Origin of the sequence: Brachybacterium hainanense (genome assembly GCF_042434575.1) — a bacterium.
Lineage (GTDB): Bacteria > Actinomycetota > Actinomycetes > Actinomycetales > Dermabacteraceae > Brachybacterium > Brachybacterium hainanense.
This window is the reverse complement of record NZ_JBHLSV010000021.1, coordinates 43,909-63,459: the sequence shown is the minus strand read 5'-3', so window position 1 is coordinate 63,459 and position 19,551 is coordinate 43,909. Positions and strand designations below refer to the sequence as shown.

Genomic DNA, 19,551 nt, shown 5'->3' with positions numbered 1-19,551 from the left:
ATGTCCATCCCCGATGCGCCCGCCGTCCGCCTGCGCGGCGTCACGAAGGACTTCGGCGACGGGATCCGCGGCCTCGACGAGGTCGACCTCGACCTCGCGGCCGGCTCCGTCACCGTCCTGCTGGGCCTGTCCGGCTCCGGGAAGTCGACCCTGCTGCGGCATCTCAACGGCCTGCACCCCCCGACCTCGGGGACCGTCGAGGTCCTCGGTCAGGACCTCGGCTCCCTCGCGCCCGGTGCGCTGCGCGAGGCCCGCGAGAGCATCGGCATGATCTTCCAGAGCTTCGGGCTCGTGGGGCCGATGTCCGTGCTCGAGAACGTGTGCACCGGTCGGCTCGGATCCCTCCGCGGCCCGCGGATGGGGCTGTTCATGTATCCCCGCGCCGTGCGCCGCGAGGCCCTCGAGCACCTGGATCGCGTGGGGCTCGCGGATCGGGCGCATCAGCGGGCCGACACGCTCTCCGGCGGTCAGCAGCAGCGGGTGGCCATCGCCCGCTCCCTCATGCAGCATCCGCGGCTGCTGCTGGCCGACGAGCCGGTCGCCGCCCTGGACCCGGTCTCCTCCGCGCAGATCATCGCGCTGCTCATGCGACTGCGGGAGGAGGACGGGCTGACGATCGTCGCCGCCCTCCACCAGGTCGAGCTCGCGATCTCGACGGCCGACCGGATCGTGGGGCTGCGGGCCGGGCGCGTGGTCCTGGACCGCGAGACATCGACGATGACCGCGCAGGACGCCGCCCGCATCTACGACTCGGTCGCGACCCCGACGACGGGCGAGCTCGAGGAGCTCACCGACATGCATCCGGCGCAGGTGCGGGCATGAGCACGACGAGCCCCGCCCGTGCCCCGCGCACGTCGGCGACCCCGCTCCCCGCTCTCTGGTCGCCTCCCAGCCCTCGGGGGACGGCAGCGCTCGCGGTCCTGCTCGCCCTGCTGATCGCGGCATGCTGGTCCGTGTGGGACCTCGGCATCGACGTGCCCACGATCCTGGGCTCCCTCGGCAGCGCCTCCGCGTTCGTCAGCCGCATGGTCCCCCTCGACTTCCCACCCGCCGCGGAGCTCGCGGGGATGCTGCTGGAGACCCTCGCGATCGTGCTCCTGTCCACGGTGCTGGCGATGGCGCTCTCCGTCCCGCTCGCCCTCGCCGCCGCACGCGCCACGACCCGCGGACAGCTGTCCCGCGCGAGCGCGCGCGTGCTCATCGTGCTGGCCCGGGCGATCCCCGACGTGGTCCTCGCGATCGTGTTCCTGCGGATCTTCGGCCTCGGGCCGATGGCCGGCATCCTCGCGATGGGCATCCACTCCGTGGGCATGGTCGGGAAGCTGTACGCCGATGCGATCGAGGAGCTCGACGATGCGCCGCGAGAGGCCGTCGAGGCGCTCGGCGGCGGGCGCTCCCAGCAGATCTGGGCGACGGTGCCGCTCGCCCTGCTGCCGCAGATCATCGCCACCGGTCTGCACCGCTTCGACATCAACCTGCGCACCTCCGTGCTGCTGGGCTATGTGGGCGTCGGCGGGATCGGTCTCGCGATCGCGGACGCGCTGCGAGTGCTGGACTATCGGCGCGGCATGGCGCTCGCGCTGGTCGTCCTCGCGCTGTGCATCGTCGTCGAGCTGATCTCCGGGGCTATCCGCGCGGCTCTGCTCCGACGCGGCGGGCGAGCTCCCGGAGGGCCGCTGGACCGGCTGCTGCGCCGCGCCGACCGCCGTCCGGTGCAGGAGCGCGTCGATGCTCCCTGGACCGTCGACCGGATCCGGCGCCTGCTCACGGTGACGACGATCCTGCTGCTCGTCCTCGCCTCCCTGGCGCAGGTCCGCATCTCCCCGGCCGTCCTGCTCGAGGGAATCGCCGCGATCCCGACGGCGCTCGCCCTGTTCTGGCCGCCCGGCTTCGGCGGAGCCGCCGGAACGATCTTCGGCGAGCTGCTCGTGACGGTGCAGATCTCGCTGGCCGCGACGCTGCTGGGCGCCGTCGTCTCCCTGCCCATCGGCGTGCTCGCCGCCCGGAACGTCGTCGCCCACCGCGCGGTGCACACCGTCTTCCGCATCGTCATCGTCGTGGTCCGCGGCATCCCGGAGCTGATCCTCGCGATCATCTTCGTGGTCATCTCGGGGCTCGGCGGCGTCGCGGGGACGCTCGCCCTCGCGATCGGGGCCGTGGGCCTGCTGTCCAAGCTCGTGGCCGACTCCCTCGAGGAGACCGATCAGCGGGTGCAGGAGGCCGTGCGCGCCGTGGGCGCGGACCGTGCGCAGGTGCTGTGCGCGGCGACCCTGCGGCAGGCGGCTCCGGCGATCATCGCCCACCTCATGTACCTGTGGGACACGAACATCCGCTCGGCGACCCTGCTGGGGGTGGTGGGTGCGGGCGGCGTCGGCTTCCTGCTCCTGAACGCCGCGCGCATCAATCAGTTCGAGGTGGTCACGGCGATCGTCCTGCTGCTGCTCGCGGTCGTGCTCCTCGTCGAGGTGCTGGCCCTGTGGCTGCGCCGCGTGGTCCGATGATCCCGTCCGGACCGCCCGTACCCCGGCCCGCCCCTGACGGGCCCGCCATGGACCCCCGTGGTCCGCTTCCGATCCGCCGCGACGCGGATCGCCCCGCCCCTGCTCCCGGAAGGATCCCTCCCCGATGACCGCTCCCGCCGCTCTCCCCCTCCCTCGCCTCGTCGTGTTCGACATGGCCGGCACCACGATCGATGACCGCGACGAGGTGTACCGCGTGCTGCGCGCCGCCGTCCAGCGCGAGGGAGCCCGCGTCGACGATGCGACGTTCCAGCGCTGGATGGGCACGGAGAAGCGCGCCGCCATCACGAACCTGCTGGACGCGGGGGGCGTCGACCCGGGCGAGGAGCTCGTCGACCGCGCCTTCGCCTGGTTCCTCGCGGAGCTGACCCGCACCTACAGCGAGGCCCCGCCCGTCCCGCTGCCCGGGGTGGTCGAAGCGCTCGCGGCGCTGCGCGGCGCGGGGATCGCCGTGGGCCTGACCACGGGCTTCTCCCGCGACATCGCGGATCTGATCCTGGACCGCATGGGCTGGAGCATCGGCGAGGACGGGCTGGTGGACGCTGTCGTGTGCGGCGACGAGGTCCCGCAGGGCCGGCCCGCCCCGGACATGATCCTCCGCGTCATGCAGCAGACCGGCATCACCGACGCGACCCAGGTCCTCTCCGCGGGGGACACCGCCGTCGACGTCGCCTCCGCGCGCGCCGCCGGAGTCCTCGCGGTCGGAGTCCTGACCGGGCACCTGGACCGCGAGCAGCTCGCGGCCGCGGGCGCGCATCTGGTCCTCGAGGGGGTCGCCTCGCTTCCCGCGCACCTGGGCATCGGCGCCTGCGCATGAGCCCCGCCGTACGGACCGGCTCCGGCACCGCCGACCGCGGGGGCGCCTGCGCGCAGGTGCTGCTGTGGACCGGGGGCCGGGAGCTCACGACGCAGGAGGTCCCGCTGCCGGCCCCCGGTCCTGGAGAGATCCTCGTGCGGGTGCGGGCGGCCGCGATCTGCGGCTCCGACCTGCACACCGTCGCCGGCCACCGGCAGGCGCCGTGCCCGAGCGTGCTGGGGCACGAGGGCACCGGGGAGGTCCTCGACATCGGCCCGGACGGGTCCGCAAGGCCGCGCGATGCGGCCGGGGCCGCGCTGCATGCCGGCGACCGGATCATCTGGTCGGTCGTCGCCGCATGCCGGCGCTGCGATCGCTGCGCCGCCGGCCTGTCCGCGAAGTGCCGCGGCCTGCGCAAGGCCGGGCACGAGCCGTTCGCGGGCCCGTGGCCGCTGTCCGGGGCGCTGGCCACGCACGTGCTCCTGCCCGCGGGCCATGACGTCATGAGGATCCCCCCGGCGCTCGACGAGGCAGCCGCCTCGACGGCCGCCTGTGCGGGAGCCACCGTCATGGCGGCGCTCGAGGCGGCCGCCGCACCCGCCGTCCGCGGCGGGCGGGGCGAGGGTCTCGACGGAGCCCGGGTGCTCGTGATCGGCGCAGGCATGCTCGGTCTGCTCGCGACCTGCGGCGCCCGGCAGCTGGGGGCGAGGACCGTGCACGTGCTCGACCCCTCGCCGGAGCGGCGGTACGTCGCCCGCGCGGCCGGGGCGACCAACACCGCCGCGCCCGGAGCGGACGCCTCGGGCCAGGGCGTCGACGCGGCGCTCGAGCTCTCCGGGAGCGCCGCCGGGGTGAGCGCGGCAGTCGCGGCGCTGGACGTCGGCGGCACGGCCGTGCTGGCCGGAAGCGTGTTCCCCGGACCGGCGGTCGCGGTCGATCCGGAGCAGCTGGTGCGGGGGCTGCGCACCGTGACCGGCGTCCACAACTACGAGCCCCGGCACCTCGTGCAGGCCGTCGAGCTGCTGGCCTCCCCCGCGGGGCGGGCCCTCCCCTGGCGGGAGATCATGAGCCCGCCCGTCACGCTCGACGGGGCCGCCGCGGCGCTCCGCGACGGCCCCGGCTCGCACCTGCGCACCCTGGTCCGCCCCTGAGCCTCGCCCGCCTCTGAGCTCGGCGGGACGGAGAGCCTCGCCCTTGCCCATATGTACCCAGATGGTTACGCTTCTGGGATGGACGCCGTCCTGCACGCCCTCGCCGACCCGCACCGCCGCACGATGATGCAGATCCTCCGTCACGCCGACACCACCGCCGGGCAGCTCGCCGAAGCGCTGCCGATCGCCCGACCAGGCGTCTCCCGGCACCTGCGGGTCCTGCGCGAGGCGGGGCTCGTCGAGGTCCGGCAGGACGGACGCGTCCGCACCTACTCGCTGCGCGTCCAGCCGCTGGCCGAGATCGACACCTGGCTCACCCCGTATCGAGCGATCTGGCAGCGCCGGATGGACGACCTCCGCGACGAGATCACCCGAGGAAGGACGCCACCATGACCAGGATTCTGGGACAGCTCGAGGACCTCGGGGGCGGCCGCGGCGCCGTCCGCATCGAGGACCGCTTCGAGACCACCGCGCAGGATCTGTGGAGCGCCTGCACCGACCCGGAGCGTCTGGCCCGGTGGATCGCGGAGGTGCACGGCGAGCTGCACGTCGGCGGGACGTTCCGCGCCGTGTTCACGAGCGGTGCGGAATGCAGCGGCGAGGTCCTCGCATGCGAGCCGCCGCATCGCCTGCTCGTGCGCACCCGCGATGACGGGGCGGAGGCCGATGAGGAGATGGAGGTGCGGCTCGTCCCCGACGGGACGGCGACGCGCCTGGTGCTCGAGGAACGAGGGATCCCCCTGGAGGATCTGCCCGCCTACGGCGCCGGATGCCAGATCCACGTCGAGCATCTCCGGGCCCTGCTCGACGGTGTCGCACCCTCGCCGATGGCCGCTCGCTGGCGGGAGCTCGAGCCGATCTACCGCGGGCAGCCGATCTCCCGCCTCTGATCCCTCCGCCCGCCCGTGCCCTCCGAGCCCGTCGCGCGGAACCGGACCGCCGGACCTGATCAGCGCGAGACCCGCCCAGCGGAGCGGGTCACTCCCACTCGATGGTGCCCGGCGGCTTGCTCGTGACGTCGAGGGTGACGCGGTTGATCTCGCGGACCTCGTTGGTGATGCGGGTGGAGATGCGGGAGAGCACCTCGTAGGGGACCTTCGCCCAGTCCGCGGTCATGGCGTCGTCGCTCGTGACGGGGCGCAGCACCACGGGGTGGCCGTAGGTGCGGTGGTCGCCCTGCACACCTACGGAGCGGACGTCGGCCAGCAGCACCACGGGGCACTGCCAGATGTCGCGGTCCAGGCCCGCCGCGGTCAGCTCCGCGCGGGCGATCGCATCGGCCGCACGCAGGATGTCCAGGCGCTCCTTGGTGACCTCGCCGATGATGCGGATGCCGAGCCCGGGGCCGGGGAACGGCTGGCGCCAGACGATCTCGTCGGGCAGGCCCAGCTCGTGGCCGACGGCGCGGACCTCGTCCTTGAACAGGGTGCGCAGCGGCTCGACCAGCTCGAAGGACAGGTCCTCCGGCAGCCCGCCCACGTTGTGGTGGCTCTTGATGTTGGCCGCGCCCTCGCCGCCGCCGGACTCGACGACATCGGGGTACAGGGTGCCCTGGACCAGGAAGGCGGTGGCCTCGGCGTGGTCGCCCTCGATGACGCCCTGCGCGCGGAGGATGTCCGCCTGGGCCTGCTCGAAGGTGCGGATGAACTCGTGCCCGATGATCTTGCGCTTGCGCTCGGGATCGGTGACCCCGGCGAGCGCGGTGAGGAACTGGTCCTCGGCATCGACCACGACGAGCTTCGCTCCGCCGGTGGACTCGCCGAAGGCCTTCTCGATCTGCGCGGACTCGTCCTGGCGCATGAGGCCGTGGTTCACGTACACGCAGGTGAGGCGGTCGCCGATGGCGCGCTGCACGAGCGCGGCCGCGACCGCGGAGTCGACGCCTCCGGACAGGGCACAGATCGCGCTGCCCTCGCCGATCTGCTCGCGGATGCGGGCGACCTGCTCCTCGATGACGTTGCCCGTGGTCCACGACGGGGTGATCCCGGCTCCCTGGTACAGGAAGTTCCGCAGCACCTCCTGGCCGCGGTCGGAGTGGCCGACCTCGGGGTGCCACTGCACGCCGTAGATGCGGCGCTCGGGGTCCTCGAAGGCGGCGACGGGGCTCGCGGCGGAGGTCGCGGTGACGCGGAATCCCTCAGGGGCCGCGGTCACGCAGTCGCCGTGGCTCATCCACACGTTCTGCTCGAGGTCCTGGTCCTTCAGCAGGATCGAGGCGCCGTCGATCGCGGACAGGCGGGTCGCGCCGTACTCGCGCACCCCCGTCTCCGCGGCGGTCCCGCCGAGCGCGGCGGCGATGGACTGGAAGCCGTAGCACAGCCCCAGGACCGGCACGCCGGCCTCGAGCAGGGCCGGGTCCAGACGGGGCGCGCCGTCCTCGTACACGGAGGAGGGGCCGCCGGAGAGGATGATCGCGAGCGGCTTGCGCGCGAGCATGTCGGCGACGGGCATGGTGTGCGGCACGACCTCGGAGTAGACGTCGGCCTCGCGGACCCGGCGCGCGATCAGCTGCGCGTACTGGGCCCCGAAGTCGACGACGAGGACCGGGTCGGCGTCGGTGTTCTCGGCTGTGCTCACGGGTCCATCCTAGGTGGCGGGCGCCTCGGCGTCCGCCGACCCCGACGTGAGATGGGCGGTACCCCGCAGCTCGTGGCTAGCGCTGCGCGCGACCGCCGTCGCCGCCTGCTGCCGGCCGCTCCTCGTCGTCCTGCAGCGTGGGCCGGCGGCGCAGGTCCTCCTCCATCTTCTGATGGGTCCAGCGCTCGCCGAAGAACGACAGCACGGGCACGACGCCGAACAGCATGAGCAGGGCCATGCGCGGCAGGCGCCAGCGCAGGCGCATCCACACGTCGAAGGAGAGGACGACGTAGATCATGTAGATCACGCCGTGGATGGGCGACCACGTCCGCGAGATGGTCTCCCAGGTCTCCGAGGTCGAGGTGAACAGGCCGTCGCCGCCGTACACCCCGTAGCGCATCACCATGATCGCCACCAGCACGAGCAGGGCGATGCCCTCCGCGAAGGAGGCGAAGCGGTAGCGGGCGAAGGCGGCACGGATGCCGACCTCATCGAGTGGTCGCGGAGTCGGGGTCGACACCAGTCACGTCCTTCTGGTCGATCGGATTCTCGGAAGAGCCCGCGGCTGCGGCGTCGAGCCGGGCGCTCAGCCGGGTGAGCTCATCGGCCCGCTCGTCAAGATACGCCGTGCGCACCGAGCGCCACCACAGGTAGAGGAAGAAGGCGCCGAACAGCACCCATTGCGCCGCATAGCCGAGGTTCTGCCAGTCCAGGCCCGCCTGGAAGGAGGACTGCGCCGAGGGCATCGGCGAGAGGCCCTCGGCGGCGGAGGTCTGGGCGAGATACCCGGCGTACATCGGCTCGCCCCAGGCGTTGACCAGCAGCGGGGTCGCGATCTCGTGGACGATGCCGTCCTCGATGCCGCCGGTGGCCGCCTCGCTCGCCTCGAGCAGGCCGCGGATCTCGACGTGGCCGGACGGGGCGGCGGGGACCAGGGCGGGGTCGAGGCTGCCGTCAGGGCCGGTGACATCGGCCTGCGGGATCCAGCCGCGGGCCACCGGCAGGCGCGCCTCCCCGCCGCCCTCCTGCTCGACGTGCAAGGCGGTCACGACGATCACGGCGGTGGTCCCGTCGATCCGCCGGTCGGGCACGAGCACCTGCTCCTGGATGGCGAAGGTGCCGCCTGCCAGGACCGGGTCGCCGGACACCTCGTTGGTGACCGCGCCTCCCAGCGGCAGCGCCTCCTCGAGCGGGACCGCGACATCGGTCGGTGAAGAGCGGGAGGTGATCGCACGATGCGCCCGGTCCCACTGCCACGTGGCGAGCAGCCCGCACACGAGGGTCGCCGCGACCATCAGGGCGAGCAGCCCCAGGAAGCGGGGGCGGACGGCGACGCGGAGCATGGGCCTCATGGTACGGAGCGCCCCTGGGAGCAGGCAGGTGCCGCAGCACGACGGACGCCGGTCGCCGCGGGCCCAAAGTCCCTGCCGCCGCCGCGTCCCGCGCCTATCCTGGTGCCGTGTCGCCCAGTGTGTACGTCGCCAGCCCTGAAGGTCTGACCGGGAAGTCCACGATCGCGTTCGGACTCCTCGAAGCTCTCGCCGCGCGCTCGGACCGCGTCGGCGTGTTCAGACCGGTGTACCGATCCGGCGACGGGCAGGACGAGGCGGTGGACCTGCTCCTGTCCCACCCCGCGGTCTCCCAGCGCTACGAGGACGCCCTCGGCGTCGAGACCCAGGCCGCGCTCGCGGATCCGGAGGCCGCTCACGAGGAGATCCTGCGTCGGTACCACGCCCTCGCGCAGCGCTACACGGTGCTGGTCGTGCTGGGCTCGGACTACGACTCCGTCGCGAACCCCACCGAGCTCGCCTTCAACGCCGAGGTCGCCGCGAACCTGGGATCCCCCGTCGTGATCGTCGTCTCGGGGCTGGACCGGAGCCCCGAGGAGATCGCGGGCTTCGCCGCTCTCAGCGTCGGCGAGTTCGCCGCGCATCATGCACGGCCGCTGGCCCTCATCGTCAACCGCTCCGCGGCCGATGCCCTCGCCGCGAACCGGGAGGCCGTGGCCCGGCGCCTGGGCGAGGACGTGATCGTCGCCGCGGTCCCGGAGAACCCCGTGATCATGGCGCCCACGGTGACGGCGATCCGCGACGCGGTGGACGGCGAGCTCGTCCAGGGCAGCGCCGACTGGCTGGGGCGCGTGTCGCTCGGCACGGTGGTGGCCGCGATGAGCCTGCCGGGCGTGCTGCGCCACCTGAGCGAGAACTGCACCGTGGTCGCCCCCGGCGATCGCTACGACCTGCTGCCGGGCCTGTTCATGGCGCAGCAGTCCGGCGCGCATCCGGCGCTCAGCGCGATCGTGCTGACCGGCGGCTACGAGATCCCTGCGGAGATCACCGCGCTGATCGAGGGCGTGGGCCAGGACCTGCCGGTGATCGCGACGGAGGCCTCGACCTTCGACGCGGCCGTGCGGATCGCCCGGACGCGGGGACGGCTCACCGCGGACAGCCCTCAGAAGATCGACGCCGCCCGCCGCGCCGTCAGCGAGCATGTGCCGCTCGCGCAGCTCCTGGAGCGGATCGACGTGGCCCGTCCCGACGTCGTCACCCCCCTGATGTTCGAGTTCGAGCTGCTGGCCCGGGCCCGCGGCGAGAAGAAGCGGATCGTCCTCCCCGAGGGCGACGAGCCCCGCATCCTCGCCGCCGCCGAGTCGATCCTCGCCCGCGGCGTGGCCGACCTGATCCTGCTGGGCGATGAGAACACGATCCGCGCCAAGGCGTCCCTGCTGGGCCACGACATCTCCGAGGCCAGCATCGTCTCGCCGCAGGACGCCGCCCACGTCGAGAAGTACGCGGCGGAGTACGCGCGGCTGCGCGCGAAGAAGGGCGTGACCCTCGAGCAGGCCCGCGAGAAGGTCCAGGACGTGTCCTACTTCGGCACGATGATGGTGCAGATGGGCGAGGCCGACGGCATGGTCTCCGGCGCCGTCCACTCGACCGCGCACACGATCCGGCCCAGCTTCGAGATCATCAAGACGCGCCCGGATGCGAAGATCGTCTCCTCCGTGTTCCTCATGGCCCTGCAGGACCGGGTCCTGGTCTACGGCGACTGCGCCGTGAACCCCGATCCGAGCGCCGAGCAGCTCGCCGACATCGCCGCCCAGTCCGCGGCGACCGCGGAGCAGTTCGGCATCGAGCCGCGGGTGGCGATGCTGTCCTACTCGACCGGCTCCTCCGGCTCCGGGGCCGATGTCGACAAGGTCCGCAAGGCCACCGAGCTGGTGCGTGCTGCCGCCCCGGACCTCTCGATCGAGGGCCCCATCCAGTACGACGCGGCCGTGGACGCCTCCGTCGCCAAGACGAAGCTGCCCGACTCCGCGGTCGCGGGCCGGGCCACGGTCTTCGTCTTCCCGGACCTCAACACCGGCAACAACACGTACAAGGCGGTGCAGCGCTCCGCCGGGGCGATCGCCATCGGCCCCGTGCTGCAGGGGCTGAACAAGCCCGTCAACGACCTCTCCCGCGGAGCGCTGGTCGAGGACATCATCAACACCGTCGTGATCACCGCGATCCAGGCGCAGACGCAGGACGCCCCTGCAGGAGGCTCGAACCCCTCATGACCCCGCACCCCGCGCCGGACGCGCGCGTCCTCGTCATCAACTCCGGCTCCTCCTCGCTGAAGTTCCAGCTGCTCGCCCCGGCGACCGGTCACGTGGACGCCTCCGGGATCGTCGAGCGGATCGGCCTCCCGACCGGGAGCGCGAGGATCGAGGCGGGCGACCGGGAGGCCGCCGTCGACGGGGAGGTCCCCGATCACGTCGAGGCGATGCGGGTGGTCGAGCGGCTGTTCTCCGAGGTCGGGATCTCCCTGGACGAGGACCGCGTGCTCGCCGTCGGCCATCGGGTCGTGCAGGGCGGGGCCCGCTTCTCCGAGCCGACGCTCATCGACTCCTGGGTGCGGGGGCAGATCCACGACCTGGGTGCCCTCGCACCGCTGCACAACTATGCGGCGGTCGACGGGATCGACGGGGCGCGCGCCCTCCTGCCGAAGGTTCCGCACGTCGCCGTCTTCGACACCGCCTTCTTCACGGGGCTGCCGGCGCGCAGCGCGAACTACGCCCTGAACCGGGAGATCGCCGAGGAGTACCGGATCCGCCGGTACGGCGCCCACGGCACCAGCCACCGCTACGTCTCCCAGGCCGTCGCCGCGATGATGGCCGGGCGCGGCCGGACCCCGGAGTCGCTGCGCCAGATCGTGCTGCACCTGGGCAACGGCGCCTCGGTCTCCGCGATCGACGGCGGGGAGCCCATCGACACGTCGATGGGCCTCACCCCGCTCGAAGGCCTGGTCATGGGCACCCGGACCGGAGATATCGACCCTTCCGTATACCTGCATCTGCACCGGCAGGGGAACCTCTCCCCCGCCGAGGTCGACACGATCCTCAACAAGCGCTCGGGCATGCTCGGCATGTGCGGGATGAGCGACTTCCGCGACATCGAGACGGCGATCGAGGCCGGCGACGAGCAGGCGGAGCTCGCGATGGAGGTGTACATCCACCGGCTGCGGAAGTACATCGGCTCCTACGCCTTCGCCCTGGGCGGGCTGGACGCGGTCACCTTCACCGCCGGGATCGGGGAGAACGCCGCGACCGTCCGGGCGCTCGCCCTGGCGGGCCTCGAAGAGTTCGGGATCGTGCTCGACGCGGAGGCGAACGCCGCGCGGGGCAAGGAGGCGCGGGTCATCTCCGCACCGTCCTCACGGGTGACGGTGCTCGTGGTCCCGACCAACGAGGAGCTCGCGATCGCGCAGCAGGCCGCGGAGGTCGCCGCCCGGCGCCGCTCCCGCTGATCGGGACGGGACCGCCGGGATCCGGCGGGGCGGGGAGCCCCGGTAGGATCACGACGGGCCCGACCCGGGGCTCCGCAGACGAGGGGACCCCACCGTGACCTACCGCGACCCGTTCACCGGCAGCCCGCAGCAGGGCGATGGCCAGGGCTCGAGCTCCGAGCCGTATGCGGGAGGCCCTGACCCGTACAGCACGGGCACGACCTCCTCCGCACCGCAGTACGCGCCTGCGCAGTCACCGTTCGACTCCGCGGCGCAGTACGCACTCCCGCCGTCGGGACCGCAGTTCGGCGGCGCCTCCCCGTCCTCGGCGGGCCCGGGCGCCGGAGGACCGTACGCCTCCGCCTATGCGGCGGCGCCGATCGGGCCGCGCCGGCGCAAGGGCATGAAGCGGATCATCTTCGGCTCCCTGGGCATCGTCGCGAACGCGATCGGGCTGCTGGTGATGCCGATCGTCGCGGTGTTCATCTCCACGGCCCTGGCCCTCGGCACGATGGGAGATCCGGTCTCGCTGGGGCCGACGGGAGGCTCCTTCCCGGTCGAGGACTCATCGATCTACTACATCGCCGTGCCCGCATCCGATCTCGGCACGGTGGAGTGCACGAGCCCGGACGGCGGGGCGCTCCTCACGCCGGAGAGCGGCACCATGAGCGCCGGGCAGATCGGCGGCGTCGAGTACGTGCAGGCCTTCAGCGTGGACCCCGCCGGGACGCAGCAGGTCTCCGTGGAGTGCACGGGCACGAGCGATGTCGCCTACACCTCCCTGGGTGTCGCAGGCACGCTGATCGGGCTGGTCGTCGGCTTCGCGATCCCGGTGCTGCTGGGCATCGTCGCTCTCATCCTGCTGATCTGGGGGATCGTCGCCCGCGTCCGCTCCTGACCCGAGGATCGCGGCCCCCGTCGACCCGCGCCGCGGGGCGGCGGGGGCTCGTCTATGCCCCGCGGGAGGTGCGACGCAGGGCCCGGCGGACCGTCCGCTCCCACAGACGGTCGTCGCGGGCGAGCCGACCGTCCCACGTGATGTCCAGGGCCATCGCGATCTGATGACGCTGCCGGGCATCGAGCGCCGTGAGCGGTGCGCGGGGGATCTCCACGCGGGCCCGGGGATCCGCAGGTGCGGCCGGGAGACGCGGTGCCCGGTCCGCGGTCCCGATCGGCGCGTCGGGTCCCGGGAACGGGCGGCGCGAGCGGCGACCCTCCGCGCCCCAGGCCGCCGGCTGCACGAGCGGCACCCAGATGACCAGGAACAGCAGGAGCACCAGAGTGAGGTAGCCCTCGCCCGGCCGCAGCAGGTTCGGGATGATGTAGGGCAGCAGCCGCGGGGTGAAGGCCCAGTCGTCGAAGGGCGCGAAGACGACGAGGGCGAGGACGGGCGCGAGCAGGGCCGCGAGGACCGTTCCCCCGACCACCCGGCGGCGGCTCATGGCTCCTCCTCGCGGGAGTCGTACAGCGTGGTCGGCGTGTAGACGGAGCCGATCTCGAAGTCGGAGGCTCCCGGGTATGCGGGGGGTGCCGTGGCGACCTCGTCATCTCCTGTGCCGTCCCCGGCGTCCGCTCCGGTGCCCGCCTCCGGCGGGTCTCCGGGGTCTGCGGCCGACGCCGCCAGGACCAACTCCGGACCGGGCCCGGAGCCCTTCCTCGTGTCCTGGTCGGGGTCCGGCCCAGAATCCTCGGAGAGCTGGGGGCCGCCCGATGGTTCGAGGCCGGGCGTCCGCCCCAGCAGCTCTGCGAGGGCACGGGCACCGCCGGGGGTCGCGAACTCGTCCCGCCATGGGATCCCTGCCGCGGCGGCGAGGTCCTGCAGCTGAGCCACCGTGCGGGTCACGGGGGTCGAGGCATCCAGATCGATGGGGGCCAGACGGCCGCGACGGCGCCGGACCGTCCGGACGGGCGCGGTCGTCGGGGCCTTCCCCGCAGCGGACACGGGCGGGTGCGCCGGCGCAGCGGCCTCCCCTCCGGGTGCCTCCGCCGGTGCGTCACGTCGCCGCAGCGCCAGCAGGGGGATCCCCAGGAAGGCGATGGCCAGCACGAGCAGCTGCACCTCGAAGGCTCTGCTGTACAGCAGATGCGCGAGGTCCCGCAGCCCCAGGAGGTCCACAGCGCCTGCCATGCGGCGGGCGATCATCTCGCCGGGTGTGGGCCAGGAGCTCGCGCCCACCGTGAGCAGGGGCGAGCAGCCGAGGACCAGCACCACGCCGAGGACCACGGTGGCGGCGCGGGACCGGTCGCCGGGCCTCCGAGGTCTGGTGGTCATCGGATCTGCCTCGGCCTCAGGTGGTGACGACGACCTCGACGCGCTGGAACTCCTTGAGGTCCAGATATCCCGTGGTCGCCATCGCATGACGCAGGGCGCCGACGAGATTGGTGGTCCCCTCCGCGTTCAGGCCCGGTCCGAACAGGATCTGCTCGAGCGGGGCGACGGTGCCGACCTCCACACGGTGCCCGCGCGGCAGGCTCGCGTGGTGCGCCTCGCTGCCCCAGTGGCGGCCGCGGCCGGGGGCCTCCTCCGCACGGGCCAGGGCCGCGCCGACCATGAGGCCGTCGGCGCCGCAGGCGATCGCCTTGACGAGGTCGCCGCTGCGGCCCAGGCCGCCGTCGGCGATGACGTGCACGTAGCGGCCGCCGGACTCGTCCATGTAGTCACGGCGGGCGGCGGCGACGTCGGCCACCGCGGTCGCGAGCGGCACCTGGATGCCGAGGGTCTCGCGCGTGGTGTGGGAGGCGCCGCCGCCGAAGCCGACCAGCACGCCGGCCGCGCCGGTGCGCATGAGGTGCAGGGCCGCGGTGTAGGTCGCGCAGCCGCCCACGATCACGGGCACGTCGAGCTCGTAGATGAAGCGCTTGAGGTTCAGCGGCTCGCGGCCCGAGGACACGTGCTCCGCGGACACGGTCGTCCCGCGGATGAAGAACAGGTCGACCCCGGCGTCGACGACGGTGCGCCAGTGCTCCTGGGTGCGCTGCGGGGACAGGGCGCCGGCCGCGGTCACCCCCGCCTCGCGCAGCTCGCCGATCCGCGCCGTGATCAGCTCCGCCTGGACGGGAGCGGCGTAGGCGTCGCGGAGGACCTGCACGATCTCCGAGTCCGAGGCGTTCTCGATCCGCTCGAACTGCTCCGTGGGGTCCTCGTAGCGGGTCCACAGGCCCTCGAGGTCGAGCACCCCGAGGCCGCCGTGACGCCCCAGCTCGATCGCGGTCGCCGGGGACACCAGAGAGTCCATCGGCGCCCCGAAGATCGGGATGTCGAAGTGGTAGGCGTCGACCTGCCAGGCGGTCGACACGTCCTCGGGGTCCCGCGTGCGGCGGGAGGGGACCACGGCCACGTCGTCGAAGCTGTAGCTGCGTCGTCCCCGCTTGTTGCGGCCGATCTCGATCTCGCTCATCACGGGCTCAGTCTACCGGCGCGACGGCGACCGGATCCCCCAGGGGCCAGTCGAGGGGGACATCGGGCGTCCTCCCCTTCGAGGACAGGAACCGGTTGAAGTTCTCCGCCCACTCGCGGTGCCAGGTCATCTGCCGCTGATGCAGCTCGGCGAGCGGGGTCGCACCGAGCACGTCGAACTTCGCGACCTGGGCACGCAGCACGTCCAACGTCGCGGAGACGTCGACGTCCGCGGTGTGCAGACGCCCGTCCTGGCTGATCCCGTAGACCTCGAGCAGGTCGGTGAGGGTGCGCTTGCCCTTGCGATAGCGGTCCAGGCCCCGGTCCAGGACGAGCGGATCGATCACCGGGGCGATCTGCCGCCCCAGACGCTGGGCGAGGGTGGGCAGGCCGCTGCGTCGCAGCTCGTTCTCGAGGATCGCCAGATCGAAGCTGCCGTTGAAGGCCACGACCGGCACGTCCTTGAGCAGGGCGTCCGCGAGCAGGGAGGCGACCTCCTCGAGGGCGGGAGCGGGGGCCGAACCGTGCGCGGCGGCATGCTCGCTGCTGATGCCGTGGATGCGGGCCGCCTGCTCCGGGATGGGGATCCCCGGATCGATCAGCCAGGTCGCCACGGTCTCGTTCTCCCGGCCGGGCCCGACGGAGTGGACCAGGGCGGCCGTGACGATGCGGTCCTTCGCCGTGTCGGTGCCGGTGGTCTCGGTGTCGAAGCCGAGCAGCGGCCGCTCGGCCCAGGACGAGGATGCGGTGTTCATGGCTCCACCCTAGGCGTCGGGGCGGACAGTCCTCGCCCGCCGTTCGCGGCGCTCGACGGGCGAGGCCGCCCCGGATGCCTCCCCGGCACGGGCCGCCGCCGTGCCGCGGCCCGGATCCGCCGTCACCGCCCCTCTCAGGCCGCGAGCACGAGGCGTCCGGCGAGGACCCCGAGGATCAGCGAGGCGCCGGCGATCACCGGCGCGAGCAGGCCGAGCACGATCCCCCACGCCGAGGCCGGCGGCCGCTCGTGCCGGAGCAGCCCGGCGGCACCGGAGCCGATCGCCGCGAGGCCGAGGCCGGTCCCCAGGAGCGCCGGCGCCACCAGCAGCCGCACGCCCGAGCCCTGCGTCGCGTGCACGAGACCGATCCCGCCGGCGCCCACGAGCGCGATCAGGACCGCGAGGAGGGCCAGGAGCAGAGCCACGAGGCCGAGGCGAGGTGCGGCGCCCGGCATCGGATCCCCGCGGCGGGCGGCATCGATCGGGGGGAGCGGCTCCGGCGGGCTCATGGATCCACGGTAGCGGCACCCGCAGCACGGGAACCAGCGCACGAACGAGAGGGCCGTTCCGGCTCAGATCTCACCGGATCTGAACCGGAACGGCCCTCTCGGACAGGGGCGGACGCGAAGGCGGCGGGCGTGCCCCCGCCCGTCAGCGCACCGAGTAGTTCGGCGCCTCGACGATCGCGGCCATGTCGTGCGGATGCGACTCCTTCAGACCCGCCGAGGTGATGCGGACGAAGCGGCCCCTCTCCTGGAGCTCGGGGACCGTGTGCGCACCGACGTAGAACATCGACTGCGCGAGGCCGCCCACGAGCTGATGGACGACGGAGCCCAGCTGGCCCTTGTAGGCGACGCGGCCCTCGATGCCCTCGGGGACGATCTTGTCGTCGCTGGAGACGTCGGCCTGGAAGTAGCGGTCCTTGGAGAAGGACTTCTTGCCGCGGGAGGCCATGGCGCCCAGGGAGCCCATGCCGCGATAGGCCTTGAACTGCTTTCCGGCCACGAGGACGACCTCGCCCGGGGACTCCTCGGTGCCGGCCAGCAGCGAGCCGAGCATGACGGTGTCCGCCCCGGCCACGAGGGCCTTGGCGATGTCGCCGGAGTACTGCAGACCGCCGTCGCCGATCAGCGGGACGCCCGCCGGGCGGCAGGCCTTGGAGGCCTCGTGGATCGCGGTGATCTGCGGGACGCCGACGCCGGCGACGACGCGGGTGGTGCAGATCGATCCGGGGCCCACGCCCACCTTGACGGCGTCCGCCCCCGCGTCCACAAGCGCCTGAGCACCCGCCCGCGTGGCCACGTTTCCGCCGATGACCTGCACGTCCGCGAAGTACGGGTCGTTCTTGATCCGGGCGATCATCTCCAGGGCGAGGCGCGCGTGGCCGTTCGCGGTGTCGACCACGAGCACATCCGCTCCCGCATCGCGCAGCGCACCCGCCCGGTCCAGGGAATCGCCGAAGAAGCCGACCCCGGCGCCCACCAGCAGGCGGCCCTGGCCGTCCTTGGAGGCGTTCGGGTACTGCTCGGACTTCACGAAGTCCTTGACGGTGATGAGGCCGGTGAGCTTCCCGGCGGCGTCCACGATCGGGAGGCGCTCGCGCTTGTTGCGGCGCAGCAGCGCCGTGGCCTCCTCGGAGGTGACGTCCTCCGGCGCGGTGAACAGCGGCTGGGAGGTCATCACGTCGCCGACCCGGGTCGAGGACCACTCGGCGACGGGGATGAAGCGCAGGTCGCGGTTGGTGCAGATGCCCAGGAGGACGCCCCCGTCGTCGACGACCGGCAGGCCGGAGACGCGGAACTGGCCGCAGACGGAGTCGAAGTCCTCGAGCGTGGCCTCGGGGCCGATGGTCACCGGGTTGGTGATGCGCCCCGTCTGGGTGCGCTTGACGAGGTCGACCTCATGGGCCTGGTCCTCGATGGAGAGGTTGCGGTGGAGGATGCCGATGCCGCCGTGCCGGGCCATGGCGATGGCCATGCGCGCCTCGGTGACGGTGTCCATGGCGGCGCTCGCGAGGGGCACGCGCAGGGAGATCTCCTTGGTGAGGCGACTGGTCGTGTCCGCCTCGGAGGGGATGACGTCGGTCTCTCCGGGGAGGAGGAGGACGTCGTCGTAGGTCAGGCCGATGAAACCGAACGGATCCGCACTCGTCATGCACCGATGCTACCCGGGGGTCCTCGGCGCGGCAGTCCCCGGACGACGTGGTCCCCACCACGTGGCCGGGGACGAGGCGCGGGCTCGGAGAGGGGGCGTACCCTTCCCGCATGAGCGCACCGACCCCGTACATCCTGTTCCCGGGCACCGCTCGTGACGCCCTGACCTTCTACCGCGAGGTCTTCGGCGGCGAGCTCTCGCTGCACACCCATGCCGAGTTCTCCCGCGACGAGGGGACCCCGGAGGCCATCGCGCACGGCGAGCTGCGCGGGATCGTGGATCTGCAGGGCGCGGACGCCTCCGGCGTCGATGGGTCCCTCCGCGTCGAGGGCCTCATGCTCTCGCTGCTCGGCGCGGCGGACTCCACGACGCTGCGCACCTGGTTCGCGCGTCTGAGCGCAGGCGGCGAGGTGGTCGACGACCTGCAGCGCCGCCCCTGGGGCGCCTCGGACGGGCAGGTGCGGGACCGCTTCGGCCTGCACTGGCTGATCGGCTACGAGCACGGGGAATCGGACGCCGCGAGCTGAGCCGCCCCGTCCGGAGGGCGAGGCGACCGGGTCCCGGCATGCCCTCGGGTCATCTGCGGCCGGGTCCCTGCTCGGGGACCGGGGACGGGTCGGGAGAGAGCACGGGGTCGCCGGGTCGGGCGGGCTCCTTCCCGCCGAGCACCCTCCGGGCATGGTCGAAGTCGCGCTGGAAGCGCTCCTCGTCCTGCCCGTACTCGGGCCTCCAGATCATGCCGATGCGCTGCGCCATCTCGCGATGGGCCGCCTCGCGTCGTCCCCTGCGGGAGGCGGCGATGAGCTCCGCCCGCGGCGGGGAGGGTCGCAGCCCGGCGGCGGCCTGGAGCACCCGCAGCCCGTCGAAGCCGGGGTCGTCCCAGCCGATGTGGGGGATGCGCCACTGCTCGCGCGCGGCCTCGTCCGGGGCGGTGGGGGCGCCGATGCCGATGAGCGCGTCGTAGCCCCGCTCGGCCTCCCCCACGGCGTAGACCACCTCCGCGAGCGGGACGTCCTGTCTGACCCGCAGACCGCGGCGCAGCGCGAGCCGGCCCGCGGCCTCATCGAGCAGCGCGGCGCGGTGCGTCGCGATCAGCGGCACGAGCGCCCACAGCGCGAGCAGCGCCCACAGGCCCAGCCAGCTGAGGACGAGCTGGACGGCCATCGGCTGCAGCAGCTCGGTGAGCCGGCCCGCGTCCCCGGCCGCGATCCGTGCGGCGCGCCACTGCTCGAGACCGGCGGCCGGGAAGGCGGCGAGCACGGCGGCGACGAGCGGGAGCCCGATCAGCGCGCCCGGACGGTAGCGCGACGCCACGGTGGGGCCGATGATCACGCGGCCGTCGCGGGTGCGCCGCGGCGCCGGTGCCGCGCCTTCGTGGGCCCAGCCCTGCGCCGGGGTGCCCGCGTGCTGTCCGTCCTGGTCCTCCGCCACGGGA

The 19,551-nt window shown here is 73.2% G+C and carries 20 protein-coding genes; 10 read left to right on the top strand and 10 right to left on the bottom strand.

All coding sequences use genetic code 11. The annotated features are described in order from the left end of the window. The 6 genes from phnC (at position 1) to ACFFF6_RS15110 (ending at position 5,356) form a co-directional block, all read left to right on the top strand. The gene (gene phnC / locus ACFFF6_RS15135) at positions 1-822 is read left to right on the top strand and encodes a phosphonate ABC transporter ATP-binding protein (protein ID WP_376982207.1); all 822 of its coding nucleotides are present in this window, start codon (positions 1-3) and stop codon (positions 820-822) included. Next, a complete protein-coding gene (gene phnE / locus ACFFF6_RS15130; RefSeq protein ID WP_376982205.1) occupies positions 819-2,501 on the top strand; it encodes a phosphonate ABC transporter, permease protein PhnE in 1,683 nt (560 codons plus the stop codon). The genes phnC and phnE overlap by 4 nt, the downstream gene beginning before the upstream one ends. Before the next feature lie 124 nt (positions 2,502-2,625). Further along, a complete protein-coding gene (locus tag ACFFF6_RS15125) occupies positions 2,626-3,336 on the top strand; it encodes a phosphonatase-like hydrolase (protein ID WP_376982203.1) in 711 nt (236 codons plus the stop codon). Continuing rightward, positions 3,333-4,466 (top strand): alcohol dehydrogenase catalytic domain-containing protein, encoded by a 1,134-nt coding sequence (locus ACFFF6_RS15120; protein WP_376982201.1) that lies wholly within the window; start codon positions 3,333-3,335, stop codon positions 4,464-4,466. The genes ACFFF6_RS15125 and ACFFF6_RS15120 overlap by 4 nt, the downstream gene beginning before the upstream one ends. Before the next feature lie 78 nt (positions 4,467-4,544). Next, a complete protein-coding gene (locus ACFFF6_RS15115; RefSeq protein WP_376982199.1) occupies positions 4,545-4,859 on the top strand; it encodes an ArsR/SmtB family transcription factor in 315 nt (104 codons plus the stop codon). Further along, entirely contained in the window at positions 4,856-5,356 is a 501-nt protein-coding gene (locus ACFFF6_RS15110; protein ID WP_376982197.1) for an SRPBCC family protein, read from the top strand. The genes ACFFF6_RS15115 and ACFFF6_RS15110 overlap by 4 nt, the downstream gene beginning before the upstream one ends. Before the next feature lie 88 nt (positions 5,357-5,444). Here the strand turns inward: ACFFF6_RS15110 and guaA are convergent, their stop codons facing one another. The 3 genes from guaA to ACFFF6_RS15095 all read right to left on the bottom strand — a co-directional run bounded on the left by guaA (position 5,445) and on the right by ACFFF6_RS15095 (position 8,386). After that, entirely contained in the window at positions 5,445-7,043 is a 1,599-nt protein-coding gene (gene guaA / locus ACFFF6_RS15105) for a glutamine-hydrolyzing GMP synthase (protein WP_376982195.1), read from the bottom strand. A gap of 76 nt (positions 7,044-7,119) precedes the next feature. Continuing rightward, complete coding sequence (locus ACFFF6_RS15100; protein WP_376982193.1) at positions 7,120-7,563, bottom strand: DUF3817 domain-containing protein; 444 nt, start codon at positions 7,561-7,563, stop codon at positions 7,120-7,122. Next, on the bottom strand, positions 7,532-8,386 hold the full coding sequence (locus ACFFF6_RS15095; RefSeq protein WP_376982191.1) for an SURF1 family protein: 855 nt from the start codon (positions 8,384-8,386) through the stop codon (positions 7,532-7,534). The genes ACFFF6_RS15100 and ACFFF6_RS15095 overlap by 32 nt, the downstream gene beginning before the upstream one ends. Positions 8,387-8,502: 116 nt before the next feature. On the opposite strand from ACFFF6_RS15095, the gene pta reads away from it, so the two are divergent. The 3 genes from pta to ACFFF6_RS15080 all read left to right on the top strand — a co-directional run bounded on the left by pta (position 8,503) and on the right by ACFFF6_RS15080 (position 12,708). After that, positions 8,503-10,602: a phosphate acetyltransferase gene (gene pta, locus ACFFF6_RS15090; protein WP_376982188.1), complete on the top strand. Its 2,100-nt coding sequence runs from the start codon at positions 8,503-8,505 to the stop codon at positions 10,600-10,602. Next, positions 10,599-11,831, top strand: a complete 1,233-nt coding sequence (locus ACFFF6_RS15085) for an acetate kinase (RefSeq protein WP_376982185.1) — start codon at positions 10,599-10,601, stop codon at positions 11,829-11,831. The genes pta and ACFFF6_RS15085 overlap by 4 nt, the downstream gene beginning before the upstream one ends. Before the next feature lie 94 nt (positions 11,832-11,925). Next, the gene (locus ACFFF6_RS15080) at positions 11,926-12,708 is read left to right on the top strand and encodes a hypothetical protein (protein WP_376982183.1); all 783 of its coding nucleotides are present in this window, start codon (positions 11,926-11,928) and stop codon (positions 12,706-12,708) included. 52 nt (positions 12,709-12,760) lie between these two features. Here ACFFF6_RS15080 and ACFFF6_RS15075 read toward each other — a convergent pair whose 3' ends face one another. The 6 genes from ACFFF6_RS15075 to guaB all read right to left on the bottom strand — a co-directional run bounded on the left by ACFFF6_RS15075 (position 12,761) and on the right by guaB (position 18,116). Beyond that, positions 12,761-13,252: a hypothetical protein gene (locus ACFFF6_RS15075; RefSeq protein ID WP_376982181.1), complete on the bottom strand. Its 492-nt coding sequence runs from the start codon at positions 13,250-13,252 to the stop codon at positions 12,761-12,763. Beyond that, positions 13,249-14,082, bottom strand: coding sequence for a hypothetical protein (locus ACFFF6_RS15070; protein ID WP_376982179.1), 834 nt, complete (start codon positions 14,080-14,082; stop codon positions 13,249-13,251). The genes ACFFF6_RS15075 and ACFFF6_RS15070 overlap by 4 nt, the downstream gene beginning before the upstream one ends. A gap of 16 nt (positions 14,083-14,098) precedes the next feature. Next, entirely contained in the window at positions 14,099-15,208 is a 1,110-nt protein-coding gene (locus ACFFF6_RS15065; protein ID WP_376982177.1) for a GuaB3 family IMP dehydrogenase-related protein, read from the bottom strand. Positions 15,209-15,215: 7 nt separating this feature from the next. After that, the gene (locus ACFFF6_RS15060) at positions 15,216-15,962 is read right to left on the bottom strand and encodes an exonuclease domain-containing protein (protein WP_376982175.1); all 747 of its coding nucleotides are present in this window, start codon (positions 15,960-15,962) and stop codon (positions 15,216-15,218) included. Positions 15,963-16,096: 134 nt separating this feature from the next. Continuing rightward, the gene (locus ACFFF6_RS15055; protein WP_376982173.1) at positions 16,097-16,471 is read right to left on the bottom strand and encodes a hypothetical protein; all 375 of its coding nucleotides are present in this window, start codon (positions 16,469-16,471) and stop codon (positions 16,097-16,099) included. Positions 16,472-16,613: 142 nt separating this feature from the next. After that, the gene (gene guaB / locus ACFFF6_RS15050) at positions 16,614-18,116 is read right to left on the bottom strand and encodes an IMP dehydrogenase (protein ID WP_376982171.1); all 1,503 of its coding nucleotides are present in this window, start codon (positions 18,114-18,116) and stop codon (positions 16,614-16,616) included. A gap of 110 nt (positions 18,117-18,226) precedes the next feature. On the opposite strand from guaB, the gene ACFFF6_RS15045 reads away from it, so the two are divergent. Further along, complete coding sequence (locus ACFFF6_RS15045) at positions 18,227-18,643, top strand: VOC family protein (RefSeq protein WP_376982169.1); 417 nt, start codon at positions 18,227-18,229, stop codon at positions 18,641-18,643. Between the two features lie 49 nt (positions 18,644-18,692). Here ACFFF6_RS15045 and ACFFF6_RS15040 read toward each other — a convergent pair whose 3' ends face one another. Then, positions 18,693-19,547 carry a hypothetical protein gene (locus ACFFF6_RS15040; RefSeq protein WP_376982167.1) on the bottom strand — a complete coding sequence of 285 codons (855 nt, stop codon included), beginning with the start codon at positions 19,545-19,547 and terminating at the stop codon, positions 18,693-18,695. Positions 19,548-19,551: the final 4 nt, after the last annotated feature.